Source organism: Pseudomonas sp. PS01298 (assembly GCF_029959745.1).
In the GTDB taxonomy this organism is placed as follows: domain Bacteria; phylum Pseudomonadota; class Gammaproteobacteria; order Pseudomonadales; family Pseudomonadaceae; genus Aquipseudomonas; species Aquipseudomonas aylmerensis.
This window is the reverse complement of the sequence record NZ_JASCPP010000019.1, coordinates 35,608-58,910: the sequence shown is the minus strand read 5'-3', so window position 1 is coordinate 58,910 and position 23,303 is coordinate 35,608. Positions and strand designations below refer to the sequence as shown.

Annotated in this window: 10 protein-coding genes and 2 pseudogenes; 7 read left to right on the top strand and 5 right to left on the bottom strand. The window is 56.5% G+C overall.

Features of this window, described 5'->3' with window-relative positions:
* Positions 1 to 44 precede the first annotated feature (44 nt).
* Positions 45 to 5,471: a YopT-type cysteine protease domain-containing protein gene (locus QMX97_RS10040; RefSeq protein WP_282396826.1), complete on the top strand. Its 5,427-nt coding sequence runs from the start codon at positions 45 to 47 to the stop codon at positions 5,469 to 5,471.
* 405 nt (positions 5,472 to 5,876) lie between these two features.
* Positions 5,877 to 9,767: a hypothetical protein gene (locus QMX97_RS10035; RefSeq protein ID WP_282396825.1), complete on the top strand. Its 3,891-nt coding sequence runs from the start codon at positions 5,877 to 5,879 to the stop codon at positions 9,765 to 9,767.
* Positions 9,768 to 9,866: 99 nt separating this feature from the next.
* On the opposite strand, the gene QMX97_RS10030 is transcribed toward QMX97_RS10035, so the two are convergent.
* From QMX97_RS10030 to QMX97_RS10010, 5 genes are all read right to left on the bottom strand, one after another.
* Positions 9,867 to 10,244: a response regulator gene (locus QMX97_RS10030; RefSeq protein ID WP_065905380.1), complete on the bottom strand. Its 378-nt coding sequence runs from the start codon at positions 10,242 to 10,244 to the stop codon at positions 9,867 to 9,869.
* Between the two features lie 78 nt (positions 10,245 to 10,322).
* Positions 10,323 to 11,516 carry a hybrid sensor histidine kinase/response regulator gene (locus tag QMX97_RS10025; protein WP_065905381.1) on the bottom strand — a complete coding sequence of 398 codons (1,194 nt, stop codon included), beginning with the start codon at positions 11,514 to 11,516 and terminating at the stop codon, positions 10,323 to 10,325.
* On the bottom strand, positions 11,510 to 12,115 hold the full coding sequence (locus tag QMX97_RS10020) for a chemotaxis protein CheB (RefSeq protein ID WP_106803813.1): 606 nt from the start codon (positions 12,113 to 12,115) through the stop codon (positions 11,510 to 11,512). Before QMX97_RS10020 ends, QMX97_RS10025 begins: the two co-directional genes overlap by 7 nt.
* Positions 12,112 to 12,927: a protein-glutamate O-methyltransferase CheR gene (locus QMX97_RS10015; protein ID WP_065905537.1), complete on the bottom strand. Its 816-nt coding sequence runs from the start codon at positions 12,925 to 12,927 to the stop codon at positions 12,112 to 12,114. The genes QMX97_RS10020 and QMX97_RS10015 overlap by 4 nt, the downstream gene beginning before the upstream one ends.
* A 15-nt stretch (positions 12,928 to 12,942) precedes the next feature.
* Positions 12,943 to 16,440: a response regulator gene (locus QMX97_RS10010; RefSeq protein WP_201144522.1), complete on the bottom strand. Its 3,498-nt coding sequence runs from the start codon at positions 16,438 to 16,440 to the stop codon at positions 12,943 to 12,945.
* Between the two features lie 286 nt (positions 16,441 to 16,726).
* Between QMX97_RS10010 and QMX97_RS10005 the strand changes: the two genes are divergently transcribed.
* From QMX97_RS10005 to QMX97_RS09985, 5 genes and pseudogenes are all read left to right on the top strand, one after another.
* The gene (locus QMX97_RS10005) at positions 16,727 to 20,257 is read left to right on the top strand and encodes a hypothetical protein (RefSeq protein WP_282396824.1); all 3,531 of its coding nucleotides are present in this window, start codon (positions 16,727 to 16,729) and stop codon (positions 20,255 to 20,257) included.
* A gap of 193 nt (positions 20,258 to 20,450) precedes the next feature.
* The gene (locus QMX97_RS10000; protein WP_201144529.1) at positions 20,451 to 20,813 is read left to right on the top strand and encodes a response regulator; all 363 of its coding nucleotides are present in this window, start codon (positions 20,451 to 20,453) and stop codon (positions 20,811 to 20,813) included.
* Positions 20,814 to 21,015: 202 nt separating this feature from the next.
* Positions 21,016 to 21,363, top strand: a pseudogene (locus QMX97_RS09995) (hypothetical protein); the annotation flags it as partial.
* Positions 21,342 to 21,875 (top strand): annotated as a pseudogene (locus QMX97_RS09990) (DUF1214 domain-containing protein); the annotation flags it as partial. The pseudogenes QMX97_RS09995 and QMX97_RS09990, both read left to right, overlap by 22 nt.
* A gap of 13 nt (positions 21,876 to 21,888) precedes the next feature.
* Positions 21,889 to 23,289 carry a DUF1254 domain-containing protein gene (locus tag QMX97_RS09985; protein ID WP_065905394.1) on the top strand — a complete coding sequence of 467 codons (1,401 nt, stop codon included), beginning with the start codon at positions 21,889 to 21,891 and terminating at the stop codon, positions 23,287 to 23,289.
* Positions 23,290 to 23,303: the final 14 nt, after the last annotated feature.

Below are 23,303 nucleotides of genomic sequence, written 5' to 3'. Positions count from 1 at the left end.
CGCCTGAAAGTTCGAATCTTAGCGGATACGTTGAAGCAGATAGTGTGCTCGCCGGACTCTATGCCACTGCCCTGCGCGATGGCATTAAAAACGGGATCCTGCAGGAGTCGTTAGATAATATTCCTAAAGATTCGTCGTTCGGCAAATGGTGGTCGCATCTTCATGACGCGATCAAGAGCCCACAGTTTACCGAGTGGGCCAAAAGCAAACATATCGATCTATCGAAACCCATCGAGATTTATCCGGGTTTCGACCAGATCTCCTGCTACATTCATGGCGAACGCAAATCCTTATGGGGCCCCGAGCAGGATAAGTCGTGGCCTGTTTTCATGGCGCCTGTCATGAAAGCTGCGGGCGTATTGGGGCTTGGAAAGACAGCGATTACAGCGCCCACCTCCGGTTCATCCGCCCCCTTGGAGACAATCGGCAAGTTCTATGGCGAGCCCAGGCGGCCTTGGTCGATGGGTACCTTGGCAGAGCGCGCCACGAAACTGGAGCGCACAAAAATATTTGAGCCGATACCGCCGGCTGATCTGGCCAAGCGGGCTCATGAGCGCTCTGATGAAGCCTTGGCGCATGAGCAGACAGCGCTGGGAGATGCCCAGGATAAACACGTCCTGGGGGCCAAGCTGCGTGCCCTCCCCAACGATGACCCAGCGCAAATCGCCAGGTATTTGAAAGACACATTGCTGCAGGTTCATCCCCTGTCCAGCTACAGCCTTAACCAAGAGGAGCAAGTCAGCGACACTGTCAGCCTTGAAGCCTTTATCTCGGGTAATGGATGGCAGCTACCCAAAAGCCGCGTTGAACTGAACAATCTGATTGAAGTACTGGATATACCGCCACTGCAAGAGCCTCCCCATGGAGACTTCGGCGGCGGATTATCCTGGTCCCCACCGCTGGATCTGGAGTCGCAGACACACGTTTACAGCCATGTCCTCTATAACTTGAAGCTTCCTGGTCTGGACGGGGGAAACTCCACTGTCAGAAAGAAGGGCGCACTGGATTACCTCATGAAGAGGATGCCGCTTGAGACTTACGACCTGCGTAACCCCCGCAGAGTCATTGAGGATGTTCTCGGCTCTCCCAAGGCGCTTGAGTTGGGCAAGGCGCTTCAAGAAAAAATGGGCGCCGCAGTAACGGAGGAGACCTTCCAGGATTGGGCCTTGACCGCGATCATGACCACCCTGGACAACGAATCTGTATTTGCGCCTAAACAGCATCATACGGCGGGGTTCGATCTATCGGCCGACCGCCTCTACGGTCAACCCTTGGCGGGCGTAAAGCAGGCACTGTCGGACCACTTGGTCGCCACCGGCAAAACGTCGGCACGGCTAGCCCCCATTGGAACGCATCTGCTGCTATCCCGTGCCGCCCCGGAGCTATTGGTCAAGGACATCCCCAGTAGCGTTACCTATGGCTCCAATTCGTGGATGCACTTGAGGGCTGCGGTCAAGTTCATTGAGGCACAGGCGCCTGGGGCCAGTGCTCAAATGAACTTCACTCAGATTATGGAGCGCGCCAACCTGACACCGCTCAGCAGTGATGAGCAAGCGCTCAGGAACGTGTTTACCAATGAATCGCTGATGCTCTGGGGGAAGCTCAATAGCGTCATCGGCAATCAAGCGGGCGATACTCCCTCACTGGAGGATTTAAAGCTGTGCCAGACACATTTTAATCAGCAAGTTGAAGAGTTGTCGAAAGTCTCCCAGCACCTCATGACGCCCATGCCGACTCGCCGTGACATAGCGCTGGAAAAGTTAAAGGATGTGTTTGGCGAGACGCTACCGCTAGAAAGGAACTACCTGCAATCGGCCAACGAGCAATACGGCGACAATCGTTATTTCTCGCCGGTCGATGTTTATATGTCAAACGAGTTGCGTCCTGGGCGCTGGAGGTCTATCGATTCAAGCCTGTCGGCTAATGACCTTACCAGCAAAGGCATGACGGACCCGAACTTCACTTTCAAAACGAGATTCGATGCCTACCACCATGATTTGAAAGTCAGCCATAAAAACCTGCTGAAGAATATGTTTTCGAAGTTACCCGAGGAGGACCGTAAGCATCTTGAGTTTGGTAAGCAGGAATTATATTACTTACGCCCGGCCATCACCGGCTATGCTTCACATCTCATCCCCTCGGCGGATGAAATCGTTGCGAAAGGATTAGGTGGATTGTTAATTCGCTCTGAGCACGAGGGCAATGTCTGCCATTACGAAGTTTTCCCCAATAGCATGCTGATTCGTAAACGCACGGATCTTCCCCGTCAATTGGAACTCGGCGGTGTGAAACCGCTGGTGAATACCGAAATAAATAAAACTCACCGCCTTGATTGGAATGCCTACAAAACCGGTAAACCGCCTCGGGCCGAGTCGACCACCTCGCAAATACAGCTGCATCGCATAACGCCAGAGAAAGAATGGGTGCCGCCCCCTCAGGACAGTTCGGTCAACGCCATGCCGATGTCTTATTTCGGTGGGAAGTCCGAATACCTTGCGGAACTGGCGGCCAGCCAACATTTCACACCTGACTATGAAACATTCAAGAATGCTGCCCACGGGGAAAGCGCCTTGGAGGAAACCACCCGACAACACATCGCCGGACGAGAGTTCCTGCTGGGCTTGATTCCGTTCAAGAACGCCATCGAAGCAGCTATTGACGGGGACGCTGCACAGGCCGCCATGCTGTTTGTCATGGATGGCTTGAGTTTCGTGGTCCCTGCGGGGAAGGTCGCCAGCAATATCGGCAAAATAGGTACCAGCGGGGCGCTCAAATCCTTGAGCATTGCCAAAATGGCCGGCGCAGGCATTCTTGCCGCAGCAAACCCGGTAGGTGGCCTGGATGACTTGGTTCGCCTGGTGGGAAAAGGCGGGCAAAAGCTCACTGTCATAGGGGCTCAGCGTTTCGGTAAGGTGATGAGCATTACGGATAACGTCGATTTGGTGAAATTGTCTAACCGACACGATATTGCAATGGGAACTTACAAGGTAGCGGGCAGTACCGAGCCTGTCAGCGTCGCGGCCAAATACAATGACGCTGCGGGCAAATGGTTGCCTTACGATGTTATCAAGAACAGGGTCTACGGTAAGCCCCTTGATAACTTTACACCTGAAACGGCGAGGTATTCCAACAGTGCTGCGCGAAGAGTTAATGAAAACCATCTGGAAAGGAGTTTGGCCAAAGACAACAGTATAAATTTTGGGCGAAACATTAAGGATTTTAATTCGCCGGGGACGGGTATTTTTACTTATGTAGATGAATACAAAGGCGTTGAGCGACTTAACGTTTGCGCGCATGGCATTGACCCAAATGCCGCAGACCTGTTGCTCGATGAGCCGATGAAAATATATTACAACGGGAAGAACAATACACCCGCTGAACTGTTGGCGACGCTCAAGGCTTCCAATATAAATCCAGAAAGTTTTAATAACGTGCGGCTGTTAATGTGCGACCCTGCCAGTGGCAGCGTCGATTCTTTCAGGCAGCAATTCGGGGGATTGATCAAGCGTGAAGTCAAGGCCTTCCAAGGACCTCTGCAAGCGAATCTGTCGCCGGACGCTATCAACGAAATTTCAAGAAGTGTCCCTACCAACACCGCACATTTAACCGGTGAGCAAATCAAAGATGAAATCACCCGACGACTGCTTCCCTCTTTAGCCAACCACCCTAAAAGAGCTGCTCTGCCTGGGGATTTGTTGTCGGGGAGTCAATCCTCGAACGTGATCAGTTTCAACGCGGTGTCTCACCGTTTGAACACCCTGACGAACTCCGCTGGGAGTTATGACTTGTTACTCGCCGCCAAACGCTTTGATGCATCGTCTCTGGGCACCTTCAAAGTGAACGCTGAGTTAGTGGAAGGTCCCGTTGTCCTGCAAAATGGCAAATGGCATCGCTACAACACGGTAACCGGCCAAGCCTACGGCCCTGCGGTGAGGGACTTCCTGCCCTCTGCTCGACTCAATACGGAAGACTTGGGGAAATGGACGACGGCCGATGGCACCGTCAAGAAAGTCGATGAGGCCGTTGTCAATAACTGGAAAAGAACGGTCAGGACACATCGCGAAGGGCCGGAAAAAGAGGCGTTTGAGAGCGGGTATTATTCTGGAAACCCAGAAACGATCAAGGGCTTCTCAAATAATATGAAAGCCCCCGATATCATGAAATTGGCGGGTAACAGAGACCTCACAGCAAGGCAGGTTGGGATGCTGGTCAAAAAGTACGACGACGTCGCCTACGAACTGGGGCGCAATGGTTCAGCGAAGTTTATCGACGTCATCGAACCACGTTTTGGCAACGTGCACCCGATGCCGCAGGTCGTTTACTTTTCCAAGACCGCGCAACTGTCTGATGGGCAATGCGCTGCGCTTTCACGCGTGATGGCCACCGCAATGGAGCAAGGAAAGGAAGGGCAACTGATTAAAAACATGTTTAGCGCAGCGGCCTTTCCAACGGATCCAGCCTCACGAGAATTCATTGGCAAACTGAGCAAGATGCAAAATCAAGTGGGTGCCCGCAGTGCTTTTCACGCAGGACAGCCTGTACGGGAGCTCTCAGTCAATGACATGGTCAAGGAATTGGCAGACGCTACTGTTTCAAAGTCAGTGATGATCGACTCGCCGGGGCACGCCATGGCGGCAGGAGTAAAAATCCAGGATGGCAGCAGATCCTATTACTTCTACGATCCTAATTTTGGTCTCGCCGACTTCAGCAGTGCAGAGGCCATGCAAAAGGGGCTTGAAAAACTGACCCGCGATAAAAAGCTGAAACCGCAATATAAAACCCACGACACCGACCCCAACAAGCTGACCTTCAAGGTTTTTGACCATGACGATGCCTGGCAGCAAAAAAACAGTGTGTTCAGCGCAGATGTCAAAAAACTGTATGAAAACCCCCTAGCGCTTTCTGGCACTACGCCCCTCTCTAACGCAGAATTGCGGAAGAATTGGGAAATTCTCTATCAGGCGCCGGACAATCAACAGCGAATCTGTTACGAGTCTTCCGTGCTCATCGGTCAATCTGAAAAAACCCTTTCGCCCGAAGTATTTACCGCGGTCATAGCAAGTACAAATGGTGAGGGTACTAATTACTCACGACGCTATCTGGACTTGATGGACATCAAACAAGACAGTCTGAAGGCGACCTTCAATGCCGAAGACATCACAGAGTCTGGGCTGATTAATTTCAAGCATACCAACCAAGGCGGAGAATTCGGGCATACCGTCTACATTCAAAAAACAAAAAACGATGAGTTGTTTCTTTTCAATATCAATAGCCCGGACCTTGACGTGGCGATGATCAGAAATGGCAATCCGCCGGAATATAGTGGCGGGATGTCAGTGTTCCCCCTTAGCAATGGCAAAAGCAAAGGCCTGCAGGACTTCCTCGATGGGCTCGGGGGCAAACCGGGTTGGCAATTTGCCTACACACCCGCCAGCACGCTTAATGCCAATGTGAAAAAATTGGCACCTTGAACCTGTGAAATCAGCGGCGTCGAGCTTTCGACGCCGCCCCTCCATCAAGCCAACAATGCAGGACTGCATTCACGTGTTCCCGCGCCTTTGGCCGGCGGGGCTGAGACTGGCTCCAGCAGCCTGATCCTCAGCCCCGCCGGTAGGTACCGAGCCTACTGAGCCAACGATTGCCAGGCAACCGTGCCGGAAAAACGCGCTGATGCTGCCTATACATCCGTAAGGTGAGGGAGATGATTCGGGCCTGATTGCGTTCGCAGGATCACCACCCAACACGAACATAGCCTGCAATCATTGGCCAGGCGAAGCGTGGAATTACTCATCACAGTTTGGGTACGAAGGTTTGTACCTGAGGGTATGAAATGTGCCCCTGGTACCCTCTGAATAAGACCTGGATGAACCACACCGATGATGCCAAACTCCGCAGCCCAAACACCTCGCACACCTACCCAGAATTCCACCTTCCCCCAGGTTCCCGTTGATCAGCCGGCTACGGGCAATGGCATCGACCCCGAAAGCGATACCCCGACACCCTCTCCGTTTTCGAGTACCTCTCGCGCCACTGGCGACACTCAACTGGCGGCGCTTTATGCCAGCACACTGCCACAAATCACCGGTATCGCCAGCCGGGACAGCGAGCTTATGCTGGAAAACATTCCGCCACATTCCACCTTTGGCCAGTGGTGGGCACAACTGGGGCGCGCCATGCAGTCCCCGGATGTAGGCGACTGGATGAGATCTGTGGGGATCGATACGCGCACGGTTCAGATATCTCCTGAAACAGGCCAAATTTCCTACAAGGTTCAGCATCACATTACCTCCAATCCTGTACTGCAGAGCCGTGGGCAAGACGACAAGCGCTGGGCAGAGGTGAGCGGTCCGGTCATGCAGGCCGGCAAAGTCATTGCCGCAAATTATGGGTTTTCGAAATTCAAGCCGCCCTTGTCGGAAAATAGCAACAGCGCGCCATTATGGCTCGTGGGGCGTTTCTATCGGGAGCGTGCAACGCTGCCCGGTGAAGTGCCACAGCGGGTCGCAGAGCTGGAGCGGGACAAGGCCTTCCACGAACTGCCCCTGGAGCAATTTTCCAGTCTTCATGAAACCCGCAGCGAAGAAAGCCTCGACAGGCAGAGGACGGTACTGGCTAACCACAATACGCAGCGCCACGCAGCCCAGGGTTTCATGCAGATGGTTACCTTTCTGGAAACCGGAGACCTGCCACCGTCGTTGATCGGTGAGCATCTTGAGAAGAATACAATCCCGGTCGATCCCGACAGCACCTATGCGAAAACGCTTGCTGGCACATCAGGTGAGATCAGCCTTAAGCAGTACCTGCAAACCAATGGCTGGGATATCCCAACCACTGGACTGCACGTGGAAAACCTTGTGAGTGCCCTGCTCGCTCCAGAACCCAAAAGCTCACCTTATGGAAACTATGGGGGCGCACTCACTTGGCCGGTTCCGCTTGATCGCAACGGCCAGCAGCAACTGCTGACGTACCTCAGGACAGACCCAAATGTGAGCCGTTTCAACAACGTGCTGGAATATTTGATGCAGGGCATGAACTTTGAGCCCGACGAGTTGCAGGACCCGCAACGGGTGATCGACCGGGTGATCCAGTCTCCGAAAGGCCAGGCATTGGGCGAAGCGATCATGGCCGAGTTCGAAACGATGGCGATCAAAGGCAGTGCCGAAGATTGGTTGCTGGCGGCCTTGAGCATTGATGAGAGCTTTCGCAGAAGCCCACCGGGCGTGTCACCAAAAGCCAATCTTGGCGGGTGCATGCTGGCAACCTCGTACAATTACGGTAAGAACGCCGCAGAAATAATCAAGGAAATTGTCACAACCTTGGGCAGAGCCTCGTCGCCCGAGAAGGCAAAGATTCAAGTACCCCTGCTGCTATCGACCCGGGCGCCTGAGTTTCTGGTCAAGGACATCCCTGACAAGCTGATCTATGGCACTCACAGTTGGGTCAGCTTTGTCACGGCCGTAGATCGGCTTGAAGCCAGCGCACCCGGTTCGACTGCAACCATGAACTATGCGCAGGTCATGCTCCACGCATCCATTGCACCGGTCTCTGCCGAGGAGCGTCAGATTGAATATGTTGCCCAGGAAAATGCCCTCAAGGATTGGGCGCTGGCCAATGGCCTGGGATACCCCCAGAACGACACACAGATGCAGACCGTGCGTAACGCTTTCAATCGCCAGATTCAAGAACTGAGCGCTGCTTCCCAGGCGCAACGTACTCCGATGCCGATCGCAAGGGACATCGCATTGGCAGCGTTGAAGAACGCGTTGCCTGACATGGATCCGGCGCTGTTTGATAAAAAATGCATGAGCTTCGAACCTGACGTGCCCGATTTCCCAGGGCCTTACTCGATCATGGACCTGTATCTCGACGGCAGAAGTGTGCAGGATGCACCGATTGTACGAAACAACGTCAGCGATAACATTCGTCATAATACCGGTGACGTCGTCGCTGCATTAGTTTCTTCATCCGCTGATATTGATACCCGCAGCGTGCTTGCCGTCTTAAAAGAACTGCCTGATGTGTCGGGTAGTTTCAAAGCAACGTTTCGAGACTACAGTACGGCAATCAAGAAAAGCCTCGGCGTTCAATTCAAAAGCTTGATAGCTAAACAGCCGTTGGCCATTCGGAAAGATTTTGAGGAAGGCAAAATCACTATTGTCCGAGAGGACAGCATAACCTACACACCCTACTCAATGGGGCCGATACCAAAGAGAAATACCGATAATAACTTGCTGTTCAAAATTGAACGAACCGGGAAGGCGCCTCGCACCTATGAGGTGGACCTAAAGAATGATCGAATCCTCGAACGTGCTGACCTTGGAGATTTCCAGCCTGGCAAGTTTCCACTCGATCACACCCACCCAGGCACAAATTTCGTAGAAGTAAAACCCGTTTCGTCACGTCCGTACCCCCCAGGCTTAACCGATGAAAAACACGACGCTCCCGTGGTTCCCAACAGCTACAGCAGTGAGCGGACGTCCTACATAGCGGATGCATTTATAACCAACTCGGATATCGAAACTTTTGAAAAAGAAGCGCAGGGACTGACGACCTTTGATACCGAAGTGCCCTTCTACAAGAAGTTTCGAGAGTTCATGCTCAACCTGATTCCGCTGCGATCGGCAATTATCAACTTTCAGGAAGGGAAAATTGGCGAAGGTATTCTTGATCTGTCGCTGGACATATTTGGATTTATGGCGGGGATAGGTGCTGCGGCAAAGAGCGCCAAAGCCCTGCAAGTCGGCGCCTCATTGCTGGGCAAAACGCTTCATGTGGGCAAAATAGTCGGCCGAGGGGCCATTGGCGCCCTTAACCCCCTCGACGGGCTGGGTGACTTGGCGATTGGAGGTGCCAAGCTGGCTGGCAAGGGGGCAAAATCCTTGAGTGGTGCCATTCGCAACTCGGACTTGCTGCATTTGGCGACGAGAGCGGATGTCGCCGAACTGACGGTGAAGGGGGCCAATGGGGTGAGCCAGTACAAGACACTCGCCAAAGTGGATACCCGTACCGGAAAAGTTTACCGCTACTCGGCCAAGGCGGATAAGGTTTATGGGCGACCGCTCGAGGGCTTCAGCATGAACCCCGGCGGCGCGAATGACCGCTATTCTTTACTCGGAAGGCAACTGGCAGTTGACAACGTCGTGGATATGGGCGGCACGATGAGGGACATAAAAGCGATTGACAAAGAAATATTCACTTTTGTAAACGACGTTCAAGGCACGTCCCGATTGACGATTGTTGCGCATGGTTGGGAAAGAAACCCGCTAAAAAAATTATTCAATCTTGGCTCGACTGTATCAGACTTCGCCGAGCACTCTTACACGCCAGCACAATTTCTCAAACTACTTGGGAAACACGGTATCGACCCGAAGAAATACGACAGCGTACGATTTGTTACCTGTTTTTCTGGCGAGGCCGGTACCCATTCTTTCGCTGCCAAGTTTGGTGAGCTGACCGGCAAGCCTGTGGCAGCCTTCGAAGGCACCGTCACGGTCAACATCAATGATTTCGAGATACCATTTAAAACTAATCTGCACATCGCTAAAATCAAAAATCCAAAGCTCGATGAGAACGCTCTTTTAACCATCGCGGAAGAGAAACTCAAAAGAGACTTCGAAGGAAAAGTCGACAGAATCCTAAAAGTCGATAATGAACACAAGCGAGTCGACATCGTCAGCGACGGACTATCTGGCAACAAACAGGTAAAACAAGTGATCAACTATCGCCCCGCGTTCTACGGCAAAAAACCATGGAATACTGCCGGCTAGCGCGTTACATCGGTGTGCACGCAAACAGCTACGCGTCGTCCGTGGTGCGCGGACGACGCGTAGCTGGGATTCAAAAACATGTAAAAACAGCGAATAGAGTCAAGCCAACAAGCGCTGGATATGCTCCTGCAACGTATCCAGATCGAACGGCTTGGCCAGGATCGGTGCATTGCGCGTGATCGGGCTGTTGCAGTCGAGGATTTCCTGCGGGTAGCCGCTGATAAAGATGACTTTCAATTCCGGGCGCAGCTTGACCGCCGGTTCAGCGATCTGCACGCCGGAAATTCCGCCCGGCAGGCGGTAGTCGGTGACCATCAGGTCCAGGTGCGGCTTGGTCGCCAGGATCTGGAACGCCTGCTCCCCGTCAATTGCCTTCAACACCCGATAGCCCAGGCCTGCCAGGTACTCACCCAGCACAAACATAATGGATTCGTCGTCCTCGACGATCAGTACGACATCTTGTGCATCTTCACTCATGGGAAGCCTTTGTCCGGTCAATTGCTGCAATTACGACCATGGGGTCACGCAGAGGTTGCGTCGGGGTGACGATTGATTTCATACCGACGGCTCAAGGGGCAGGCACACCCGAAACAAGGCGCCCTCGCCTATCTGGCTCTCGACCTCGATGGTGCCGCCATGGGCTGCAACGATCTGCTCTGAAATAAACAACCCGAGGCCCAGGCCCGCCGCCACCTGGCTGGCGGAAACCCGCTCGAACTGCTGGAAAATACGCTTCTGGTTCTCTTGGCTGATACCGATGCCACGGTCGCGCACCTCTACCCGCGCTTCGCCGTGCTCGCGGTATACGCGCACATCCACCGGGCTCTTGGCCCCATAGCGCAAGGCGTTGGTCAGCAGGTTGGTGACCACCTGCTCGATGCGGAACTCGTCCCAGTTGCCTTCCACCGGTTCTTCCGCCACCAGGTGCATGGACGAGTCCGCCGCCGCCACTTGCGGCGCGAAGTTCTCGACCAGGTTGCGCACCAGTTGCGCGAGGTCAAAACGCCCCGGGCGAATCGACAATTTACCGGTGCGGATACGCGACACGTCGAGCATGTCTTCAATCAGGCGGATCAGGCTCTGGATCTGCCGCTCGTCGCGGTCAACCATGGCGTGCATCTTGTCCAGGGTAAACGCGGCCGCATTGTCCCGCGCCAGGTGCATCTTGCGCAGTTGGGTTTCAAGGATCAGGCCGTTGAGCGGCGTACGCACTTCATGGGCGACGATCGACATGAAGTCATCGCGCATGCGTACCGCCTGCTCCAGTTCGGCCTGGGTAGCCTGCAGGCGCGTGAGCAACAGTTCCTGCTCACGACGCGCGCGCTCCAGGGCTTCGAGTTGCTGTTTGACTGCCTTGGTCTGGCGATACAGGTCGACGAACACGTTGACCTTGCTCTTCACCGCATGGATATCCAGCGGCTTGTGCAGGAAGTCCACGGCGCCGCTTTCGTAGCCTTTGAAGGCGTAATTGAGTTCGCGGCCGGCGGCACTGACGAACACAATCGGGATGTTCTTGGTTTTTTCGGTACCGCGCATCAGCTCGGCCAGCTCGAAACCATTCATGCCGGGCATCTGCACGTCGAGAATCGCCATGGCGAATTCGTGCTCCAGCAACAGGGACAAGGCTTCATCGGCGCTCAATGCCTTGAAGACCTGGCGATCCTCGCGCTTGATCAGCGCTTCGAGGGCCAGCAGGTTCTCCGGCAGATCGTCAACGATCAGCAGTTTGGCCTGGACAGTACTTAACATGGGGAATATTCCAGGGAAGCCAACAGTGAACCAATGTGGCTCAACGTAAGAATGTGGTCAGGTGTATGCAGCGCCAGGGCTGCACGGGGCATGATGGCAACACGTGCTTCAGTGGGTTCTTGCACCACGGTAGTTCCACACTGTTGCTTGACGTGGGCCAGACCACGCGCGCCGTCCTGGTTGGCGCCGGTCAACAGTATGGCGAGCAGGCCCGGGCCGTAGGTATCGGCGGCGGACTCGAACAGGAAATCGATCGCGGGCCGCGAATGGTGTACGCGCTCTTCCTGGCTCAACGACAGGCTGCGATCGTGCTCCACCGACAGGTGATAGCCGGGGCCGGCAAAATACAGAGTGCCAGGCTGGATCACTTCCTTGTCGCGCGCTTCCACCACCGGCATGGCCAGGCGGCGGGCAAACACTTCGGCCAACTGGCTGCGGCGCTCATCGGGCAGGTGCAACACCGTGATGATCGGCAACCCGAACCCTCTGGGCAGTTCGGCAAAAACCTTCAGCAACGCTTCGACACCACCGGCGGATGCACCGATGACGATAGCCTCTATACCCGCGACCAATGGCGGGTTGGCAGTCGCTTGAGTCATAGTTTTCGGTAGATCCGTTCCTGTTTGACCAAGGGTTCGAATTGTTTGCCGAAGGCGGAGAAATCCAGGGTCTCCTTGCTGCCCAGCACCAGGAAGCCGCGATGGCACAGCGACTCATGAAACAATCCGAATGCTCGATCCTGCAATTTTTTATTGAAATAAATCAATACGTTACGACATGAAATTAATTGTGTTTCTGAGAACACGCTGTCGGTCGCCAGACTGTGATCGGCGAATGTCACGTTCTCACGCAGCGACTTATCGAAGATCGCGTAATCGTAAGCCGCGGTGTAGTAGTCGGCAAATGAACGTTGGCCACCGGCCTGCTGATAGTTGGCGGTGTAGGCCCGCACATTCTCCAGGGAAAAGATGCCCTGCTTGGCCTTGTCCAGGGACGCCGGGTTGATGTCCGTCGCGTAGATGATCGTGCGCTCCAGCAAGCCCTCTTCGCGCAGCAGGATGGCCATGGAGTACACCTCCTCCCCCGTGCTGCAGCCGGCGATCCAGATCTTGATCGACGGGTAGGTCTTCAGCAGCGGTACCACTTCCTGACGGATTGCCAGGAAGTGCGACGGATCGCGAAACATCTCGCTTACCGGAATCGTCAGGAACTGCAGCAGTTGCATGAACGCTGCCGGATCGTGCAGCACCCGCTCCTGCAGCGCCGAAATGGTCGCACAATCAAACTGGCGCAAGGCGTGCGCCACGCGGCGTTTGACTGACGCACCGGAGTAGTCGCGAAAGTCGTAGCTGTACTTGAGGTAAATCGCCTCGATCAACAGGCGCAGCTCAATATCGCTGCTCTTCTCCAAAAAACTTCGCTCCACTTAAATGCGTTCCATCTTCGGTAGCCATACGCGAATCAGCGAGAACAGGCGGTCCAGATCAATCGGCTTGGCCAGGTAATCGTTGGAACCCGCCGCCAGGCAGCGTTCCTGATCGTCCTTCATGGCCTTGGCCGTCACGGCGATGATCGGCAGCTTCTTCCAGCGCGGGTCCTGGCGGATCAGGGCAGTGGCCTCGTAACCGTCCATTTCCGGCATCATCACGTCCATCAGCACCAGATCGATGTCCTCGACTTCGTTGAGTTTGTCGATGGCCTCGCGGCCGTTACGCCCGATCACCACCACGGCGCCTTTGTGCTCCAGGGCGCTGGTCAGGGCGAAGATGTTGCGCACATCGTCGTCCACCAGCAGGATCTTGCGCCCCTCGAAGACTTTGTCGCGGCTGCGGGCGGTCTTGAGCATCTTCTGGCGATCATGGGACAGCTGGGATTCGACTTTGTGCAGAAAGAGTGTGACTTCATCCAGCAGGCGCTCTGGGGAGCGCGCGCCCTTGATGATGATCGAGCGCGAATACTTGCGCAGTTCGGTTTCTTCATCGCGGGTCAGGTTGCGCCCGGTGTAGACAATCACCGGCGGGAACGAGCAGATATCCTCGGTGGCCATGCGCTTGAGCAATTCGTTGCCGAGCATGTCCGGCAACTTCAGGTCGATGATCATGCAGTCATAGATATTGGTGCGCAGCAGGTCGAGGGCGGCCTGGGCATAGCCAACATCGGTGATTTCAATGTCATCGTCGCCGATCAAGCGGGCAATGCTGTCGCGCTGCAGGTCATCATCTTCCACCAGCAGTACGCGCTTGACCTTCTGGGTCAGCTTGGCCTCCAGGCGCGCGAACACGTCCTTGAGCTCCTCACGGGTGGTGGGCTTCACCGCATAACCGATCGCGCCCATGTGCATGGCGGCTTCGACGCGGTCTTCCACGGAAATCACATGCACCGGGATGTGGCGGGTATTGGCGTGCTCCTTGAGGCGTTGCAACACGGTCAGCCCGGAGTGATCCGGCAGGCGCATGTCCAACAGGATCGCGTCCGGAGTGTATTCCTCGGCCAGGCTGTAGCCCTCGTCCGCGCCGTGGGCCACCAGGCAGTGGTAACCCAGTTCATGGGCCAGGTCGAAGAGAATACGGGCGAAATTCGGCTCGTCCTCCACCACCAGGATGCAGCGCGTGGTGAACGGTGCCTTGTCGCGGTCATCGGCAAACCGCGGGATCTGTTGCGCATCGGCCACCGGCAGCGGCGACACCGCGATGGGCTTGGGCGCAGGGGCGGCCACCACCTGGCGCGGCTGCTCGATAGGCGGGGAGTCTTCCTGGCGTTCGACGTACTGCTCAGGCAAGACCAGGGTAAACACGCTGCCTTTGCCAGGCTCGCTGGTCACGCTGATATAGCCGCCGAGCAAGCTGGCCAGGTCGCGCGAGATCGACAGGCCCAGGCCGGTGCCGCCATAACGGCGGTTGGTGGTGCCGTCGGCCTGGCGGAAGGCCTCAAAGATGCTTTCCTGCTGGTCCGGGGCAATGCCGATGCCGGAGTCGCGCACGCTGAACGCAATGCCTTCGCCTGCGGCACGGTACACCGACAGGCTCACTTGGCCCTGTTCGGTAAACTTGACCGCGTTGGACAGCAGGTTCTTGAGGATCTGCTCCAGCCGCTGGCGGTCGGTGAACAGCATCGCTGGTGTGCCTTCCTGGACCTCCACCTGGAAACCCAGCTTGCGGTCGGCAGCCAGCGGTTCGAACATGCCGCGCAGGCCGTCGACCAGGCGCGCCACGCTGGAATTTTCCGGGCGCATTTCGAGCTTGCCGGCTTCGACCTTGGAAATATCGAGGATGTCGTTGATCAGGTTGAGCAGGTCATTGCCGGCCGAATAGATCGACTCGGCGAACTTGACCTGTTCGGCGCTGAGGTTTTCCTGCGGGTTCTCCGCCAGCAACTTGGCCAGGATCAGCGAGCTGTTCAGCGGTGTGCGCAGCTCGTGGGACATATTGGCGAGGAATTCGGACTTGTACTTGCTCGAGCGCTGCAGTTCTTCGGCGCGGTCTTCCAGCTCGAGCTGGGCCTGGTTGAGCTCGACGTTCTTGCGGTCCATGGCGTCGCGCTGCTCGGCCAGGGTCTGGGTCTGTTCGGCCAACTGCTCGTTGGTCTGCTCCAGCTCCGCCTGCTGGGTTTCCAGGTGGGCCTGGGACTCCTTGAGGATGCGCGACTGTTCTTCCAGTTCCTCGTTGGCGGTCTTGAGCTCTTCCTGCTGCACCTGCAGTTCTTCGTTGAGCTGCTGGGTTTCGGCGAGGACTTCCTGCAGACGCTGGCGATAACGCGCGGCCTCGATGGATGTGCCGATGTTCCCGGCAATCAGCTCCAGCAGCTCTACATCACGCTCTTCCAACGGGCGCAGGAACCCCAGCTCGATCACCCCATTGACGCGGTCGTCGTCGCTGGTCGGCACCACCAGCACACTGCGGGTCGGGCCATCGCCAAGGCCGGAGCTGACCTTGAAGTAATCCACCGGCACGTCGTCGAGGCGAATCAGGCGGTCCATCTGGGCAGCCTGGCCGACGATGCCCTCGTCGCTGTAGATCGACTGTTCCAACTGTTCCTGCTCGCGGGAGAAGCCATAAGTGGCCACGCGCTTGAGGCCGCCGTGTTCCTCACGCACATACAACGCGGCGACGGCCGAGCCCATGTACTGGGCGAAGAATTGCAGGATGTTGCGCCCGAGCATGTTCAGGGTCAGTTGGCCCAGCACCTGTTCGGCCAGTTCGGTCTGGCCGTTACGCAGCCAGGCTTGTTGTTCGAGGCGTCGCGCGATCTTCTGTTGTGACGCGAGGTTTGCGCTGTAACTATCTGAAAGTGCAAGTAAATTCTTACGACCGATATAGGCGAGAAAACCACTCAGGCCCAGCACGAAAGCCAGGTATGCGGTCACGCTGATCACGGTGGTGCGGGTGACATCTTGATTGCGCGTGACACGGAACTGCTGCTCCATCTCCACGGCGTCTGCATATTCCTGGCGAATCGCGTCGGTCAGGCTCTTGCCGCGACCGGACTTCACCGCCCCCCGGTAATCGCCGCTCTGGCGCTGCAGGTCAATCATCGATTGGGCGTACTTGTTCCACTCGGCCTGCATCGCCTCCAGGCGCTTGAGCCGATCCACTTGCTGAGGGTTATCCGCCACCAGCTCCTGCAAATTGTGTAAATCACCAATGATGCGCGGCTTGGCCACTTCATACGGGTCGAGGAAATGCTCGTCACCGGTGATCAGGAAGCCGCGCAAGCCGGTTTCCAGGTCCACCGTCAGCTTGGACGACTCGTTGAGGTTGTTGATGACCCGGTCGGTGTGCTCCACCCACTGGATAACCGAGAGCAAATAGGTGATCAGACAGACGAAAAACACCGCACTGAGCACGCCCACACCCAGGGGCAAAGCCACGTTTCGGCTGAGCAGTGTACGAAAGCTCTTTTCATCGACGGACGACGCAGGAGTCATGGGCATGCCTTGGCCAAGTATGGAAAAACCGGGAGTTTGCCCCAAAGTGGCGGTACAGGGCTACGTTTCTAATGTGTATTGAGGATTAAGCGTACAGATTCCTGCGCCACGACCTGTGCCGCCCGCCAAGTCTGTTACATCCGCCCAACCAAAACATTTATGACATTTCTGCAGGCGGTCCCACCGGAACTGCTCAGTTCGGCTCGTCACTCATTTGCAGTAGGCCTCACGCGCAGTGAGGCTTTTTTGTAGGCGATTATCCTAATCTGCAAAGGTGATAACGATGATGTCTTCGTCCGTTTCGCAACTACAGCCCAGAGTCACAGAGCACACCCATCCAGCAACGTCAGCGCAATCCTCCCACACTGCTACCGACGTAAACGACACCCCCCCGGCGAACACGCCAAGTGCGCCCCCATCGGATTCATCCCAGGCGCGTGCGCAAGCAAATGCACACAATTGGAAAAACCTGGCACAACAGCTGACCCGCGCGGCAAAAAGCCTGGCCGAGGACGCGGCGCCTTCCGCCGTGCTGGCCCATTTGAAAAACACTCAGGTCGCCATTGATTCGCGCTCCGACGATCATCGGTTCAACGCCTTGGGCGGCGCGCCCTCTGTCAGCCTCGAAATGTTTATCAAGCATCATGATTTGCCCATCCCTCAGACCCGATCCGACCTGGCTCACCTGGCCGAAGCCGCTCACGCTCACGCCCTGCAACAGCCAGAGGGCAATCTCGGCGGAGCGCTGTCCTGGCCCCATCCCCTGACGCAGGAGGAGCAACGCAAGGTCCGGGTCATTGTCGATTCCAGCAACCTGCGCAGAGATAACCAGACCCCCTCCTCCGACACCCAGACACAATTGGCCCGAGGCGCATTGGGTGCGCTGATAAAAGCCGCCTCGTTGTCGGAGGCCCAATTGCAGGAACCGGCCCAGGCCCTGCAAACCCTGCTCAAGTCACCCAAGGCCCAGGCGATAGGCCAAGCCGTGCAGGACGGCCTGAATGGCATTGCCACGCCCACCAGCCTCGGCGATTACGTGATGGCCGCCATTAACATTGGCCTGGATCGTGAGTCCGTCGAGCAACCCCGCCGGCAGTCGGTCGCCGGCTTTGATCTGGGTCAGGAAGCGTATTGGGGCATGCCCGCGGCCACTGTCGTCGATGGGCTGAGTCGCCATCTGGTGACTGCCGGCCGGGTCACGCAGGCCGAAGCCAAACTCGCCACCCACGTGTTGCTGGCACGCGTGGCGCCGCAGTTGCTGGTCCAGGATATTCCCGGCAGCGTGGTCAATGGCAGCCAGGCCTGGGTCAATTTTTGTCGGGCGGTGGCCAAGATCGAAGCGATTGCGCCGGGAACGGCGTCACAGATGAGCTACGGCCATGTCATGAGCGCGGCACAAGCGCTGAATGATCCCCCGGACCATATCACCCAGGCCTTGCTGCTGGATTGGGGCGTGATCAATGGCCTTGTCGCCAGGAAAGAGGACGCGCTCTACACTCCGCAGGAAGTGGAAACCGTCAGGACCGCGTTCAATCAGCAAATCAACGAAAGAACCACGGCCTCTGAATTACTCGGGGCCAGCATTCCAAGTCGCAAAGCGATTGCCCTGGAGAAGCTCAAGCAACAGTTTGGCGAAGGCCTACCGTTCGAGGAGAAATGTCTCACGACGGTTTCGGATGACAAATCCAAGCAGTTGGATGGCAAGCATTCGATGCTCGACATGGCGATGATGGGGATCAATGTCCGCTGGAAAACCGACGATAGCCGGATCCCCATAGACGCGATCAACGAGCGGCCCAGGCTTAACGTCAACGGCGAGTTTCTCGGCCAGTACGAAACCGCTGTCGACTCCCTGGAAAAAGGCGTCAAGACCCAAATAAGGCACTTGATCTCTGAACTGCCCCTGGAAGATCGAAAAAACCTCGAACTGGGTAAAATTGATCTTTACCAAAAAAACCAATATGTCATTGATACAGGGTTTATAAACCCGCCCGTCTTTCGCTCCAGACGCAATGAGTTGCTGATAAGAACGCAGCGAATGGTGGATGGAAAACCGCAGGTGTGCGTGTATGAAGTGGACATTTTAAACAGCCGCATCATCAAGCGCTCGGAAGCGGCCATTACCCGGGGCGATCAACGCAACAGCAATATCCAGACCCGCATAGAAAAATTCATACCGGATGACCATGACCGCCAAGCGCCTGAAAGAACACCGGTGGATTCGGCGCCAGTCCCTTTGAGCTTTACTTCCGCACGCACACACTACCTCGCCGACGCTTTTTTTAAACACCTGGATATCGGTGGCCATGATCAACGCACGCAAGCCTTTGGAACCACGACACTGGATCAGCAGAAAGCCGGGGGTGAGCGCGTCAAGGAGTTTTTCCTCAACTTGATTCCCTTGAGGTCGGCCATTGTCAATTTTCGCCAGGGTGACTACGAGTCGGGCCTTATCGACCTTGGCCTGGATGCGTTCGGTCTCTTGACCGCGGGCTACGGAGCCGGCGCAAAAGTCGCCAAGGTAGCCTCGACGGGTGCCTCCGCTGCGGTGAAGGCTGCGCACGCGGGACGCATCATCGGCGGCGCCCTGATCAGCGCACTCAACCCTTTGAGCGGCGCCAAGGGCCTGGCCATCGGTACAGCCGCGTTGGCGACCCAGGGCGCCAGAATGTTCAGCCATTCAGGCCAATGGCTGATCAACAAGGTTCGGGGCGCATCGGGGAGCTATGACCTGTTGAAGGCGGCCAACAAGGAATATGGGGCGGCAGCCCTGGGGTCGTATAAAGTCGCCGAGGGTTCCGTCGACGGGGTCGCTGTCCATCGCAATGGCAACTGGTACGCCTACAATCCGCTCAAGCAGGAGGCATTTGGCGCGCCCTTGCAGCACTTCACCCCTCTGAATGGCAGGCCAGGCCCTATCGACGCTGGAGCACCGATCGGGCCTCATCACGAAGGGTTCAAGAACAACCTCGAGCGTGCGCAGTGGCCGCATAATCGCGCTGATTTCAATCGTGGCTTTGAAAGTGGCGATGTGACCCGTCTTCGCGATTATTACCCAGATATCAGCACGCAAGGGCTCATCGAACTGATTTCCAAGCCCGGCCGGACTGCGGAAGAAATTGGCATGCTTGCCAAGGAAATCAAGTCGAAGGCAATTGAGAATGCACAACACGCCTCACATCTTCTGAACTGTGACGTCGATGCACCGGGTGTGCGGTTATTCCCGGCGTCACAGACCCACTACCACGCGCATGTCGACCCCGCCTCCCGCGGCGAGTGCGCGGCAATGGCAAATACGATGGCGCTGGCGATCGAGCATGGCAAAGAAGACGTGTTCCTCACCAACCTGTACCGCGCCGCCGACGCGCCCTTGACCCCCGAAGCGCAAACCTTCATCAAGACCCTGAGAACCTTTCAAGACGTGGTCGGCGACAAAAAAAGCTTTCACCTGGATCAAACCGTCGCAAAATGCACGGCCGCGCAAATCATCGAAGACCTGACCAACTCCCCCACCTCGAAAACCCTGAGGATCGGTGAGAAAGATCATGGGCTGTTAGCCGGTATCAAGGTCAAGAACGGAGAAACAGAATGGTTTTTTTATGACCCGGACGCAGGACTGGTGAAATTCCAAACATTGCAATCGATGCAGGAAGGCCTGGATAAAGCGTTAAGCAGCGGGCTGACTGCGGTGACGCGCAGGCCCTATGGCAAAAAACACGGCACGCTGACCTACAACGTCAGCGAATTCCAAGCGCGCGATTTGGCTGCCGACAAGGTTGACGGTGCGGCCGTAGCGCAGTTGATGACGCCGCTATAATGCCTGGCACGTGAATAGCCCTCGCCTCACTCGACCGCGTGAGGCGCAGGGTCCTCTCCCGAGCGGGACATTCTTGTCCATTGCCTTCACAATGAAGACCTGCTGCGGGAACTTGCCAGGATCGAAGCCACTCATTAGAAGATGGTCTTTGCACTGAGCACGACCTGCACCTCACTTTTCGGGAACCCTCATTATGTCCGCCACCGCCCCCACCATCCTTGTCGTCGAAGACGATGCCATCGTGCGCATGTTGATCGTCGATGTGCTTGAAGAGTTGGAGTTCCAGGTGCTTGAGGCCGCCGACGCCGAAGAGGCCCTGAAAGTGGTGAAAGACTCCAACAATGTCATCAACCTGATGATGACCGATGTCGGCCTGCCGGACATGGATGGCAAGCAACTGGCGACCAAAGTGCGTGAACTGCGTCCTGACCTCCCGATCCTGTTTGCCAGCGGCTATGCCGACAGCATCGATGTGCCCGCGGGCATGCACGTGATTGGCAAGCCGTTTTCCATCGATCAACTGCGCGACAAAGTCAAAGCCATACTGGCAGCCTGACATTTCCCCGTTGCCGCCTATCACTCCTTGGAGCGGTAGGCCACTGCTCTTCCCCTTTCTAAACAACTAATTCATTCGGGTTGCTAGCGCGTCTGGATATAGCTGCTAATTTCAATCGACAGGTCCTACAGCGTTTATGACGCAGGGCAGCCCGAGCACGTAGATGTAGTCGGGCAAGTCGCCATGGAATTGGGGAATTGTCATGTCCAGATCACCGTTTGTTCCGGCATTGATGCTGGCAGCGTTCACCATGCCGACGTTTTCTGCACACGCCGATAACGCCGATACCGCCAACAAGAGTAACAACCCGCTCAATCTGGCACCGGGCGCCAACTTGCAGGACTACTACACGCCCAGGGTGTATGACAGTAACGCGCACACCAATGACCTGTTGCTGCGCGGTACATTGCCGATTGCACCGTCGGACTTCATCGGCGTGCCGCAGTTGTTGCGTGCCACGCTGCCGATCAGCACCCGCCCGGATCCGCACAGTGGCTACAGCACCGGCATCGGCGACCTCAACCTGTTCGATATTTTCCTGCTCAAGACCGGCAGTGGGGCACAGTGCTGAACATCGTCGAACCCTCCCAGCATCTTGGCTACTACGACCAGCTGTGGGAACGTAGCGCCTGGTTCTACGAGGCGGTCACCAACACCAAGGGCATGGTGTCCAAGACCCCGGGCCTGGGCCAGACCTACCTCGGCGCCTACACCGATAAAGACGGCCAATGGCTCGACGGCGGCAAACACTACACGCTGCATGTGGGCGCCAATCCACCCGCCAGGCAATTCTGGTCACTGACTGTCTACGACATCGACAGCCGCTGCCTGATCGACAACCCACAACGCAAGGCCGACCTGTCTTCACGCCAGGATTTACAGAAAAACCCCGATGGATCGATCGATCTTTACTTCGGACCGCACGCGCCAAAAGACTTCGAGAGCAACTGGGTGCAAACTCTCCCCGGCAAACATTGGTTCAGCTATTTCCGACTGTACGCGCCGACCGAGGCCTACTTCGATAAAAGCTGGAAACTCGACGACATCACCCCAGTTCCCTAAGAGACGCAACAACATGATCAGAAAACCGACGCGCCTGCTGTTGGCGAGCCTCTCGATACTCATGAGTACCGGCGCCTGGGCCGATTTCACCGCGACGCCCAGCGAAGCCCGGGCCATTGCCAAGGAAGCCTACTTGTATGGCTACCCGGTGGTGGAAATGTACAAGACGCTCTACACCCAAGCCGTCGACAAGGGCGGTGCCAACTTCAAGGCACCGTTCAACCATATCGGCAACACCGCCCAGGTCTTCACGCCCAAGGACAGCGCTTTCGTCACCCCGAACTCGGACACGCCCTACTCCTTTGTCTGGCTGGACCTGCGCAGCGAGCCGCAAGTGCTGACCCTGCCCAAGATCGAAGACAACCGTTACTACTCGGTGCAGTTGATCGACCTCTACACGCAGAACTTCGCCTACCTGGGCACGCGCAGCACCGGCAATAACGGCGGCCACTACATGATCGCCGGCCCGGACTGGAAAGGTCAGCAGCCGGTCGACATCGACCGCGTGGTCTACAGCGAAAGCAACATCGCCTATGCCCTGTACCGCACGCAACTGTTTGACGAGAAGGACCTGAACAAGGTCAAGCAGATCCAGAATGGCTACAAGGTGCAGCCGCTGAGCAGCTACGTGAAGCAAGCGGCGCCGGCCAAGGCACCGAAGATCGAATGGCCCAAGCCCATGGCGACCATGACCGAAGGCCCGCAGCTGTTTCGCTACCTGAACTTCATGCTGGCCTTCGCCGCCCCCCAGGACAGTGAAAAAGACCTGCTGGCGCGCTTTGCCAAGATCGGTATCGCCCCCGGCGCGCCGTTCAAGGTCAAGGACCTGACGGCTGAACAGCGCAAGTCCCTGGAAGAAGGGATTGCCGACGCCCGCGCCGAATTCGCCGCCTTCAAGAAAGACAAGGTCGACACCCACCAGGTCAGCAGCGGTGACCTGTTCGGCAGCCGCGATCACCTGCAGAACAACTACCTGTACCGCTACGCCGGTGCGGACATGGGGATTTTCGGCAATTCCACCGATGAGGCCGCCTACCTGGGTTACTTCGTCGACAGCGAAGGCAAGCCGGCCAACGGCGCACGCCACAGCTACACCGTGCATTTCGCCAAGGACCAGCTGCCACCGGCCGACGCGTTCTGGTCGCTGACCATGTACGACGGCAAGACCAAGCTGCTGGTGCCCAACCACAAGAAACGCTACCTGATCAATTCGCGCATGCTGCCCAACCTCAAACTGGACGCCGATGGCGGCCTGACCCTGGCGTTGCAGCATCACGAACCACCGAAGGCCGAGCAGAGCAACTGGCTGCCGGCCCCACCCGGTCCGTTTTACGCGGTACTGCGGATTTACCTGCCCAAGCCTGAGGTGGGTAATGGTCAATGGAAACTGCCACCCTTGACCCCGTTGAAGTAACACTGCCTGCCCGG